The sequence below is a fragment of the Streptomyces sp. NPDC005761 genome (genome assembly GCF_040630635.1).
Lineage (GTDB): Bacteria > Actinomycetota > Actinomycetes > Streptomycetales > Streptomycetaceae > Streptomyces.
Map to the genome: position 1 here is coordinate 1 of NZ_JBEXXX010000081.1, position 10,935 is coordinate 10,935.

A 10,935-nucleotide genomic window follows, 5' to 3' on the forward strand; every position below is an offset into this window, starting at 1 on the left:
CGGCCGACGCGCGACCGCGCGTCGGCCGGCCTCGACGCCTTATGGCGGTGGCTCCCCCTTCCCAAGGGCAGCGCACCCCGGAAGGGGCACATCCCCCCGCCGCGCAGCTTCCGCGGCTACGCGCCCCGATACGTCTCCAGCAGCCGGAGCCAGATCTCGCTGATGGTCGGGTACGCGGGGACCGCGTGCCAGAGGCGGTCGAGGGGGACCTCTCCCGCGACGGCGATCGTCGCCGAGTGCAGCAGTTCACCGATGCCCGGGCCGACGAAGGTGACCCCCAGCAGGATCTCCCGGTCCAGGTCGACGATCATGCGGGCCCGGCCGCGGTAGCCGTCCGCGTACAGGCCGGAGCCGGCTACCGCGGCGAGGTCGTGGTCGACGGCCCGGACCCGGTGGCCGGCCTGCTCCGCCTCGGCGAGGGTGAGGCCGACCGAAGCGGCCTCCGGGTCGGTGAAGACGACCTGGGGGACGGCCGCGTGATCCGCGGTGGCCGCGTGCGCGCCCCAGCGGTCCGTCTCCAGGGGCGGGGCACCCTGGGCGCGTGCGGCGATCGCCGCGCCGGCGATTCGGGCCTGGTACTTGCCCTGGTGGGTCAGAAGGGCCCGGTGGTTGACGTCGCCCACGGCGTAGAGCCATGAACTCCCCTCGACCCGGCAACTGTCGTCGACGGTGAGCCAGGACCCCGGCTTCAGGTCGACGGTCTCCAGGCCCAGGTCGTCGGTGCGCGGGGCGCGGCCGGTGGCGAAGAGGATCTCGTCGGACTCGATCCGTTCGCCGCTGTCGAGTTCCACGGTGACCGGGCCGTCGGGTGCGGTGCGCCGTACGGAGGTGGCCGACACGCCGTAACGGATATCGGCTCCGGCTTCGGTCAGCGCTTCGGCCACCAGTTCACCGGCGAAGGGTTCCATCCGGGGCAGCAGCCCCTTGCCTCGGATCAGCATGGTGATCTCGGAGCCCAGCGCGCCCCACACGGTGGCCATCTCCACGCCGACCACTCCCCCGCCGACGACGACGAGGCGCCCGGGCACCTCCTTGGCGCTCGTCGCCTCCCGACTGGTCCAGGGGCGGGCCCCCTCGATGCCCGGCAGGTCGGGGACAACGGCCCGGCTGCCCGTGCACACGGCCACCGCGTGCCGAGCGGTGAGCCGGTGTTCCGTACCGTCGGGCGCCGTGACCGTGACCGCCTTCGGGCCGGTCAGCCGGCCGTGACCCCGGAAGATGTCGGCTCCGATCCCCTCCAGCCAGGCGACCTGGCCGTCGTCCTTCCAGTGCGAGGTGAACGAGTCGCGGTGCGCGAGCACGGCCGCCGTGTCCAGTGGGCCCTGCACAGCGGCGGCGAGGCCCGGGACGCGGCGGGCATCGGCGCGGGCGACGACGGGGCGCAGGAGGGCCTTGCTCGGCATGCAGGCCCAGTACGAGCACTCGCCGCCGATGAGTTCGGACTCCACGACCGCGGCGCTCAGCCCGGCTGCCCGGGCGCGGTCGGCCACATTCTCACCCACCGGCCCCGCTCCGATGACCACGACGTCGTACGCAACAGGCTCCACAGCTTGTGTCATGGCCCCATTCTGGTCATGGGTGTGCGCGGTGGCCACATGGGCAGGCGGAATAGCGCAAGCACAGGCACCGTTGTCCCGGACACGTCGGTACGGGCAGAGGAAGAGGTAGCAGAGCATGAGCACCGTAGAGCTCACCAAGGAAAACTTCGATCAGGTCGTCAGTGAGAACGAGTTCGTCCTGATCGACTTCTGGGCTTCGTGGTGCGGCCCGTGCCGGCAGTTCGCGCCGGTCTACGACTCGGCGTCCGAGCGTCACGCGGACCTGGTCTTCGCCAAGGTCGACACGGAGGCCCAGCAGGAGCTGGCGGCGGCCTTCGAGATCCGGTCCATCCCCACGCTGATGATCGTCCGGGACAACGTGGCCGTCTTCTCCCAGCCGGGCGCCTTGCCCGAGGCGGCCCTGGAGGACGTGATCGGGCAGGCCAGGAATCTGGACATGGACGAGGTCCGGAAGTCGGTCGCGGACCAGCAGAAGGATCAGAAGGAGCAGCAGTAGGCTCCTGCGCACATGCGAGGGCCAGGCCGGTGACGGCCGGGTGCCGAGCGCGGCCGGGCTCGGGTCCCGGCTGCGGATGCGACGGGCCCCGGCCGGTGACGGCCGGGGCCCGGATTCCGTCGGGCCCGGATCCCGGCGGCTTCAGCCGTCCACGTCCCGTTCCGCGACCCGGACCGTGAGCCCGTAGTCCAGCTCCGATCCGTCGATGAGCAGAGCCTCGACGGTGTGCGTCGCGGGGTCGATGTCCGCCACCATCCCGTCACCGGCATAGCGCGGATAGCCCGACTCGCCCGTCTCCCCCGTGGCGGCCACGACCGCCGAGCGGATGGCCGCGCCGGGCCGGAGGCTCCCGGCGGCGCGGCTGCCGGAGTCCTCCGCCGTCATGGACTGGGTCTCCCGGCCCTCGACGGCCGCGCCGGTCGCTTCCGGATCCCCGTCGGCGGCCTCCCCCGTGTCCCGGACCCCGCCGTCCGTGTCCTTCGTGTCCCGGTCCTCGGCAGCCGTGCCCTTCGTGTCCCGGTCCTCGGCGTCGGCATCCCCGTTACCGGAATCCCCAGCGCCGGTCGCCTTCGTGCCGGCCCCTTCGGCCGCCGTGCCCTTCGCGTCGGTGAAGGCGGGGATCAGCAGGATCTCGTAACTCCGCGGATGGCTCATGGTGACGACGCTAAGCACGGGGCGTCCGCCGCGCACGTTGCCGCGCTGGGCAGCTGTTCAGCTGGAGTCGCGGTGGACGGTCCGGGCCCGCAGCAGGTCGTGCCGTTCCGGATCCGTCCCGGGGTGCCGCACCAGCCGGTCGACGAGGTGGGCCAGTGGCTGCACCGTGGCCAGTTCCATCCGTACGCTGCTGAGCCGGGGCCTCAGCAGCCTTCCCAGCATCGAATCGTCCGCGCCGACCACCGCGGTCTCCGCGGGTATCTCCGTGCCCGCGTCCTGGAGGGCCCGCATCAGGAGCATCGCGTAGCTGTCGTCGTAAGCGAAGACGGCGTCCAGTCCGAGCGTGCGCCAGCGGGCGGCCAGGGCGGCCGCCGATTCCTCCGTGTACCGCAGCGAGAGCTCCTCGATCCGGCCCCCGCCGGCCTCGGCGGCCCTCCGTGCTCCGGCCAGTCTGGGGCCGGCGACCGGGGCGAGACCTGGTTCGCCGGGCATCACCACCCCGATCCGGCGCCGGCCGCGCTCCAACAGGTGTCCGACGGCGCTGGCGCCCACCTCCCGCTGATCCGTGATCAGCGCGTGGGCACCGGGCACCGGTTGTGGTCCGAGGGTGATCACCGCTTTCGCGCCGGAGCGCCGGAGGAGGGCGATGCCCTGCGGGGCAAGGGGGACGGACCCCGGTGCGATGACGGCGACGGGCCGCAGTTCGGCCCAGGCGCGGGCGGCGTCGTCCGGGTCCAGGCCGATGGAGCCGTACTGGACGACGGTGTAGTCGAGGCTTCGGAGGCCGGATTCCAGCCCGTGCAGGAAGCGGTGGTGCAGCGGCGCGGAGGGGAGGCCGGCCGTCGGCAGGAGCACCATGCGCGAATGTCCGGCGCGCAGGCTCCGGGCGGCCGCGTGGGGTACGTAGCCGAGCTCGGTGGCGGCCTCCCGCACCCGGCGGCGGGTCGGATCACTGATCCGTACGGCCGTGTTGTTGTTCAGTACGTACGACACGGTGGCCCGCGAGACGCCCGCCAGCCGCGCCACGTCGGCGCTGGTGGGAACGGGGCCTTCGGCGGGCTGCTCGGTTAACTGGCTCATGGCGTCGGGCAGTCTTACAGACACGTTCGGGGCGGGAACGCGCCGGGGCCCTGACCGGGTGCCGGCCTCAGGCCGAGGTCCGGACCTGCCGGATGGGAGCGGGCGACGATCGCGGTCCTGGGCCCGTACGGCGGACCCGCTCCGCGCGAGGGGCCGCGCAGGTCCTACGGTGTTGCGATGACCATCCAGCACCGCAGCGACAGCAATGACCTCACGGCGGGCTTCCCCGGCCAGGCCGGTCCCACCGCCACCTCTCAGGCCGACCCCCACGACGTGGGCCCCGTCCGCACCTCGTACGCCCCCGACCGGGACGGCGACCCCGACCCCGGCGAGATCGTCTGGACCTGGGTGCCGTTCGAGGAGAACGACGGGCGCGGCAAGGACCGTCCGGTGCTCGTGGTCGCGCGTGAGGCCGCCGGCACCCTCCTCGCCGTACAGCTGTCCAGCAAGCAGCACGACCAGGACCGGGAGTGGGTGGCGCTGGGAGCGGGGCCTTGGGACAGCTCGGGCCGTGCGTCCTGGGTCGATCTGGACCGGGTGCTGCGGGTCCACGAAAACGGCATGCGGCGTGAGGCCTGCGCGCTGGACCGGGACAGGTTCGACCTGGTCGTCGGGCGGCTGCGGGAGCTCTACGACTGGAAGTGACGCCTGCCGGTGCCCGTCCGGGCGGTGACCCTAGCGGGCAGGCCCGACAACCCGAACGGTCCAGGCGCGGGGGCCGTCGTCGGCCGAACTCTAGGGCTCGACGTCAGCCTTACGGTTGGCCCGGTCCGCGAACGTACGGTCGAAGGCGGCCCTGGTGGGCGAGTCGGCGTTGCGGTCGAGAATGCCGAAGACGATCTGCTCGAAGTGGCCCGCGAAGCGCCCCCCGTCGGTGAGCAGCGCGCGGAAGGCGCCCGCCACCTCGGCCGGGTCGTTGCGGAACACGCCGCAGCCCCAGGCGCCCAGCACCAGCCTCCGGTAGCCGCGTACCGCCGCGACCTCCAGCACTCTTTCGGCGCGCGAGGCGAGGGCGGCAGGGATGCCGTGCGCCGACTCCGGGTTCCGGCTGCGGATCACTCCGGCGTTGGGTGCGGGCGAGGTGAGGAATCCCGCCGTGTACGGCGTGTCGAGCAGTCGGCCGCGGTCGTCGCGGAAGACGGGCACGCCCGGTGAGTGGATGACCCGATCGGTGTAGAAGGCGCTGCGTTCGGCCCGGTGGTGGGCGTAGTACTCGGGGGCCCTCAGCAGCGTCGCGTACAGGGCGGAGCCGCGGCACAGGGCCTCCTCCTGCGCCTGCGCCCCGTTGAGATAGCCGCCACCGGGATTGCGGGCGGAGGCGTAGTTCAGGACGGCGACCTTGCCCGGTGCCTCGCCCGTCATCCGGACGGCCGCCTGCAGGCTGCTCTCGCCGGTGACCTCGATGCGCGGCGTCCGGTCCCCGTCCAGTGCCGCGACGTGCACCGGCTCGGGGCCGTACAGCCTGGTACCCGAGAGGGCAGCGGTCAGCGCACGCTCGATGCTGACCTCGCGGCCCTGCGCAGTGCGGTAACGACCCGCCTCGACGATGGTCTCGGTCTCTCGCGCGATGCCGCGCAGCCGGGCGCTCATCGGCCCTCCCCCTTATGGTGCATACGGGGCATCGTCAACGCCCCGACGGCATGGACGCAACTGATTATCCGACGCACAGGGGGCACTCTTGTGCGATCCCCCGGCAGGGGTTTGGGTAGGACGGTCGCACCGGAAAAGGAGGCCCGGCATGTCATCCGACACACCTGGCGAACACGGTCCGCCCGGACAGCCCACGCCCATCGGCGAGGGCGAGGCGGAGGATTTACTGCGCTGTATCTGCTTCAAGACAGGACCGCCCCGCGTCGTGGGGGTCGAGCTCGAATGGCTCCTGCACGACCGTGACCGGCCCCACGTCCCTGTCACGCACCACCGTCTCGAAGCGGCCGCCGAGGCCGTCCGGGCGCTGCCCCTGAACGCGGCGCTCACCTTCGAACCCGGCGGCCAGCTGGAACTCAGCTCGCGCCCCGCCGATTCACTCATGGCCTGCATCAACGACACGGCCGCCGACCTCGTCGCCGTACGCGACGCCCTCGGCCGGCTGGACCTCGCTCCGGCCGGATTCGGAGTCGACCCCTGGCATCCGCCGCGCCGGCTGCTGCACCAGCCCCGCTACGACGCCATGGAGATCGCGCTCGACCGGTCGGGCACGGCGGGCCGCGCCATGATGTGCACGACCGCGTCCGTCCAGGTCTGCCTGGACGCCGGAGAGGAGGAGCCGGGACCGCTCGGTTACGGGCGGCGCTGGCAGCTGTCCCACCTTCTGGGCGCGGTACTGGTGGCCGCGTTCGCCAACTCGCCCTTCCGGCTGGGGAAGCCGACGCCGTGGCAGTCGACGCGCCAGTCGCTGTGGGCCGACCTCGACCCGCTGCGCACGCTGGCCCCGTCCGGGCAGCTGGCGCCCCGGGACGCCTGGGCGGCTCACGTACTCGACACGCCCGTGATGTGCATCCGGGGCGACGAGGGGCCGTGGGAGGTACCCGAGGGCCTCACCTTCCGTGACTGGATCCGGCGCGGGGAGCCTCGGCGCCCCGTCCGGGCCGATCTCGACTACCACATCAGCACGCTGTTCCCACCCGTGCGCCCGCGCGGACATCTGGAACTGCGCATGATCGACGCGCAGCCCGGTGACGACGGCTGGCTCGTGCCGCTCGCCGTCACCACTGCCCTGTTCGACGACCCGGAGGCCGCCGAGACCGTGTACCGCACCGTCAAACCCCTGGCCGAGACGGCAGGCCCGCCGCCCGCGCCGCGCAATCCGCTCTGGGTGGGGGCCGCCCGCGACGGGCTGGCCGATCCGGAACTGCGGGCGGCCGCGGTCACCTGCTTCGACCTCGCCCTGGAGGCGCTGCCGCGCAGGGGAGCGACGCGGGCGGTAGTGGACGCGGTGGCCGGCTTCCGGGACCGTTATGTCGCACGGGGCCGATGTCCGGCCGACGACCTGCGGGATCTGCTCACCACGGACCGGCGTCACGGTTCGGTCCACCCGAAGGGGACCCTCTCATGACCGACTCCCCCGCACCTTCGCCGTCCGGGCCGCAGCATCCGGATGTCCACGACCCCGAGGTGCTCCGCGAGCGTGCGCTCGCCGCCCTGCTCACCGCCCGCGAGCGCACCGGGCTCCTGACCGACAGCGTGGACGACCACGAGCTCACCGCCCAGCACTCCCCGTTGATGTCGCCCCTGGTCTGGGACCTCGCGCACATCGGCAACCAGGAAGAGCTCTGGCTGCTGCGCGGGGTGGCGGGCCGCGAGGCCATGCGTCCGGAGATCGACGGTCTCTACGACGCCTTCGAGCACCCCCGGGCCAGCAGGCCGTCCCTGCCGTTGCTGGCGCCCGCGGAGGCCCGTTCCTACGCCTCGGAGGTGCGCGGCCGGGCACTGGACGTGCTGGAGTCGACGCCGCTGGGCGACCGCCCGCTGGTGCGCTCCGGATTCGTCTTCGGGATGATCGCCCAGCACGAACAGCAGCACGACGAGACCATGCTGATTACCCATCAGCTACGCTCGGGCCCCGCCGCCCTGACCGCGCCCGAGCCGCCACGGGCCACCGAAGCGGCCACGCTCGTGCCGGAAGTCCTGGTGCCAGGCGGCCCGTTCACCATGGGCACGTCGACCGAGCCGTGGGCGCTCGACAACGAGCGGCCCGCGCACCGGCGCGAGGTGCCCGGCTTCTTCATCGACACCGCACCGGTGACCTGCGGCGCCTACCGGGCGTTCGTCGAGGACGGCGGCTACGCGGAGCAGCACTGGTGGGCCCCCGAGGGCTGGGCCATGGTCCGTGATCATGCACTGACGGCGCCGCTGTTCTGGCACCGGGACGCCGGACAGTGGCTGCGCCGTCGCTTCGGGGTCACCGAGCCGGTCCCGGCGGACGAGCCGGTGCTGCACGTGAGCTGGTACGAGGCGGACGCGTACGCCCGCTGGGCCGGCCGCAGGCTGCCCACCGAGGCGGAGTGGGAGAAGGCGGCCCGGCACGATCCCGCGTCCGGGCGCTCCCGGCGCTATCCGTGGGGCGACGAGGACCCGACACCGGAGCGCGCCAATCTCGGACAGCGCCACCTTCGGCCCGCCCCGGCGGGGGCGTACCCCGCCGGGCGCGCACCGTCCGGCGCGGGGCAGCTGATCGGCGACGTGTGGGAATGGACGTCGAGCGACTTCCAGCCCTACCCGGGCTTCGCACCGTTCCCCTACCGGGAGTACTCGGAGGTGTTCTTCGGCCCGGAGCACAAGGTGCTGCGCGGTGGTTCGTTCGCCGTGGACGCGGTCGCCTGCCGGGGCACGTTCCGTAACTGGGACCTGCCGGTGCGGCGCCAGATCTTCTCCGGTTTCCGCACGGCCAGGGATATGTGATGTGCCGCCATATCGCTTACGTGGGGCCTTCGGTGCCCCTGGGTGCGGTGCTGACGCAGCCCGTGCACTCGCTGGTGCGGCAGTCGTGGGAGCCCCGCCGGCAGCGGTACGGGACCGTCAACGCGGACGGTTTCGGTGTCGGCTGGTACGCGGACGGGGACCCGGAGCCGGGGCGCTACCGCCGCCAGGGCCCCGTCTGGGGCGACCAGACCTTCGCGGACCTGGCCAGAGTGGTGCGCAGCCGGGCCCTGCTCGCCGCGGTCCGGGATGCCACCGAGGCGGATCCGGACGGTGAGGCGGCCGCCGCCCCCTTCAGCGGCGGCGGTGTGCTGTTCAGCCACAACGGCGCGGTGAAGGGCTGGCCCGGATCGGTGGCACCGCTGGCGGCGACGCTGCCCCCGGCCGAGTTGCTCCGCCTCACCGCCCGCTGTGACTCCGCACTGGTGTGGGCGCTGATCCAGCACCGTCTGGCGGCGGGCGACGCGCTCCCGGAGGCGGTCGCCGCCACCGTGGTCGAGGTCGCCGGGGCGGCGCCGGGATCCCGGCTCAACCTGCTGCTCACCGACGGCCGCACCATCGTGGCCACGGCCTGGGGAGACACCTTGTGGTACCTGGCCGAGCCCGGCCGGCACGCGGTCGTCGCCTCGGAGCCGTACGACGACGACCCGCACTGGCGCGAGGTCCCCGACCGCACGCTGCTGACGGCGACCCCTGCCGATGTCCTGCTGACTTCGCTCAAGGAGCCCACCCAGTGAGTCCCTTTCTGCTGACCCGCACCCTGCCGGTGGACGCGACGGACGCGGCGCTGCGCGCCGATGTGCTGCACGGTCTGACCCGGTATCCCAAGACGCTGCCGCCCAAGTGGTTCTACGACGCGTGCGGCAGCGAGCTGTTCGAGGAGATCACCCGGCTGCCCGAGTACTACCCGACGCGCGCGGAGCGGGAGATCCTGATCGACAGGGCGGCCGAGATCGCTGCCGCCTCCGGGGCCCGGACGCTCATCGAGCTGGGCTCGGGTTCCTCTGAGAAGACCCGGCACCTCCTGGACGCGCTGCCGGAGCTGCACAGTTACGTACCGGTCGACGTGAGCGAGAGCGCGCTGCGCGGTGCGGCGAACTCGCTGCTGGCGGAGCGGCCGGAGCTGTCGGTGCACGCGCTGATCGCCGACTTCACCGCGGAGCTGTCGCTGCCGGACACTCCGGGGCCCCGGCTGGTGGCGTTCCTCGGCGGCACCATCGGCAATCTGCTCCCGGACGAGCGCGCCGCGTTCCTGTCGTCGGTGCGGTCGCTGCTGTCCCCGGGCGACACGTTGCTGCTGGGCACGGATCTGGTGAAGGACGAGGAGGTGCTGGTCGCGGCGTACGACGACGCGGCCGGGGTGACGGCCGCCTTCAACCGGAACGTGCTGTCGGTCGTCGACCGGGAGCTGGGCGCGGACTTCGCACCCGACGACTTCGAGCATGTGGCCCGGTGGAACCCGCAGCAGGAGTGGATCGAGATGCGGCTGCGGGCCCGCCGGGCGCTCACGGTGAAGATCCCGGAGCTGGATCTGCTGGTGTCGTTCGAGGCCGGTGAGGAGGTGCGGACGGAGGTGTCGGCCAAGTTCCGCAAGGACGGCGTGCGGGACGAACTCGCCGCCGCGGGGATGAGGTTGAGTCAGTGGTGGACCGACTCGGCAGGCAGGTTCGCCCTGTCGCTGGCCACCGTGGACTGAGCGAGCCGGGCCAGTGCGCGGCGGCCGTGGGCGCTGCCCGCCGGGATCGGCGGCATCACGTGGATCTCGGCGGTCAGCCCGGCCGCCCGTACCACCCGCCACAGTGAGGCGGCCAGCGGATCGTCGCCCACGAACGCGGCGGCTCCCGCCGGGGACCTGCTCCCCGCGGGAGCTCCGTGGTAGCGGACGCGGACCGGCTGGACCGCGGCGCCGGCGTCGATCGCCGCCTGGAACGCGGCGGGCCTGAACCGGCCGCCGGGCCCGCGGCCGCACCACGTGCTGCCTTCGGGGAAGACCACGACGCGCGCTCCGCCCCGTAGCGCCGAGGCGATGGCCTGCACGGTCGCGGGCAGCGCGCGCAGCCGTTCGCGCTCGACGAAGAGGGTTTTGCCGAGCGCGGCCAGTAGCCCGAGCAGAGGCCAGTGCCTGATGTCGCTCTTGGCCAGCATCCGGCCGGGGCACACGGCCGCGACCAGGGGGATGTCCAGCCAGGAGACATGGTTGGCGACGACGAGAACACCTGGTCCGCCCCGGTGCGCGTACGGTCGGCCGACCACGCGCACCCGTACGCCGAAGGCGCGGACCACCCCGTGGGCCCAGCCCTGGGTCAGCCGCTCCCGGCAGGCCCGGCCCAGGAGCAGTGCGAGCGGGGTGCACAGCACCCCGGTGAGGGTGAGTACGCACCCGGCGAGCAGCAGGGCCGCTGCCGGGAGCGGGTGCCGGGCGGAGCCCTCGTGGATGGCGCAGCCGGGCGGGGTGCAGGGCGAGGCGGGCAGCCAGCCGCTCACTGCTGCGGGGCGAGCGAGAGGAAGTGGCGCAGGTAGCGGGGGTCGGTGGCCCGGAGCGAGAGCAGGACGTACAGGTCGGCCACGTTGAACTCGGGGTCGTGGGCAGGTGCGCCGCACACCCTGGCGCCGAGCCGCAGATAACCGCGGAGCAGGGGCGGGAGCCCTGCGAGCCCGGCGGGCCCGGCGGGCCCGGCGGGCCCGGCGGGCCCGGCGGGCCCGGCGGGCCCGGCGGGCCCGGCGGGC

General features: G+C 73.2%; 11 protein-coding genes and 1 pseudogene. 6 read left to right on the forward strand and 6 right to left on the reverse strand.

The window, feature by feature from the left end:
* Window positions 1-116: 116 nt before the first annotated feature.
* Window positions 117-1,559 carry an NAD(P)/FAD-dependent oxidoreductase gene (locus ABZ434_RS35405; protein WP_359146001.1) on the reverse strand — a complete coding sequence of 481 codons (1,443 nt, stop codon included), beginning with the start codon at window positions 1,557-1,559 and terminating at the stop codon, window positions 117-119.
* A gap of 115 nt (window positions 1,560-1,674) precedes the next feature.
* On the opposite strand from ABZ434_RS35405, the gene trxA reads away from it, so the two are divergent.
* Window positions 1,675-2,055: a thioredoxin gene (gene trxA, locus ABZ434_RS35410; RefSeq protein WP_359146004.1), complete on the forward strand. Its 381-nt coding sequence runs from the start codon at window positions 1,675-1,677 to the stop codon at window positions 2,053-2,055.
* 141 nt (window positions 2,056-2,196) lie between these two features.
* On the opposite strand, the gene ABZ434_RS35415 is transcribed toward trxA, so the two are convergent.
* Together ABZ434_RS35415 and ABZ434_RS35420 are read right to left on the reverse strand one after the other, a co-directional pair.
* On the reverse strand, window positions 2,197-2,439 hold the full coding sequence (locus ABZ434_RS35415; RefSeq protein WP_359146028.1) for a hypothetical protein: 243 nt from the start codon (window positions 2,437-2,439) through the stop codon (window positions 2,197-2,199).
* Between the two features lie 327 nt (window positions 2,440-2,766).
* Window positions 2,767-3,789, reverse strand: a complete 1,023-nt coding sequence (locus tag ABZ434_RS35420) for a LacI family DNA-binding transcriptional regulator (RefSeq protein WP_359146007.1) — start codon at window positions 3,787-3,789, stop codon at window positions 2,767-2,769.
* 177 nt (window positions 3,790-3,966) lie between these two features.
* On the opposite strand from ABZ434_RS35420, the gene ABZ434_RS35425 reads away from it, so the two are divergent.
* On the forward strand, window positions 3,967-4,434 hold the full coding sequence (locus ABZ434_RS35425) for a type II toxin-antitoxin system PemK/MazF family toxin (protein ID WP_359146009.1): 468 nt from the start codon (window positions 3,967-3,969) through the stop codon (window positions 4,432-4,434).
* Between the two features lie 90 nt (window positions 4,435-4,524).
* Here ABZ434_RS35425 and ABZ434_RS35430 read toward each other — a convergent pair whose 3' ends face one another.
* Complete coding sequence (locus ABZ434_RS35430) at window positions 4,525-5,379, reverse strand: TIGR02452 family protein (protein ID WP_359146012.1); 855 nt, start codon at window positions 5,377-5,379, stop codon at window positions 4,525-4,527.
* 148 nt (window positions 5,380-5,527) lie between these two features.
* Here ABZ434_RS35430 and egtA point away from each other — a divergent pair, with 148 nt between their 5' ends.
* The 4 genes from egtA to egtD are packed head-to-tail and all read left to right on the forward strand — an operon-like array spanning window position 5,528 to window position 9,904.
* Window positions 5,528-6,844, forward strand: a complete 1,317-nt coding sequence (egtA, locus tag ABZ434_RS35435) for an ergothioneine biosynthesis glutamate--cysteine ligase EgtA (protein WP_359146015.1) — start codon at window positions 5,528-5,530, stop codon at window positions 6,842-6,844.
* Window positions 6,841-8,190 carry an ergothioneine biosynthesis protein EgtB gene (gene egtB, locus ABZ434_RS35440; protein ID WP_359146017.1) on the forward strand — a complete coding sequence of 450 codons (1,350 nt, stop codon included), beginning with the start codon at window positions 6,841-6,843 and terminating at the stop codon, window positions 8,188-8,190. The genes egtA and egtB overlap by 4 nt, the downstream gene beginning before the upstream one ends.
* Window positions 8,190-8,945, forward strand: coding sequence for an ergothioneine biosynthesis protein EgtC (egtC, locus tag ABZ434_RS35445; protein WP_359146020.1), 756 nt, complete (start codon window positions 8,190-8,192; stop codon window positions 8,943-8,945). Before egtB ends, egtC begins: the two co-directional genes overlap by 1 nt.
* Window positions 8,942-9,904, forward strand: coding sequence for an L-histidine N(alpha)-methyltransferase (egtD, locus tag ABZ434_RS35450; protein WP_359146022.1), 963 nt, complete (start codon window positions 8,942-8,944; stop codon window positions 9,902-9,904). Before egtC ends, egtD begins: the two co-directional genes overlap by 4 nt.
* Here egtD and ABZ434_RS35455 read toward each other — a convergent pair.
* Window positions 9,847-10,692 carry a lysophospholipid acyltransferase family protein gene (locus ABZ434_RS35455; protein WP_359146025.1) on the reverse strand — a complete coding sequence of 282 codons (846 nt, stop codon included), beginning with the start codon at window positions 10,690-10,692 and terminating at the stop codon, window positions 9,847-9,849. The two genes, egtD and ABZ434_RS35455, sit on opposite strands and share 58 nt — an antisense overlap.
* Window positions 10,689-10,935: pseudogene (locus ABZ434_RS35460) on the reverse strand (GNAT family N-acetyltransferase); the annotation flags it as partial. The pseudogene ABZ434_RS35460 and the gene ABZ434_RS35455, both read right to left, overlap by 4 nt.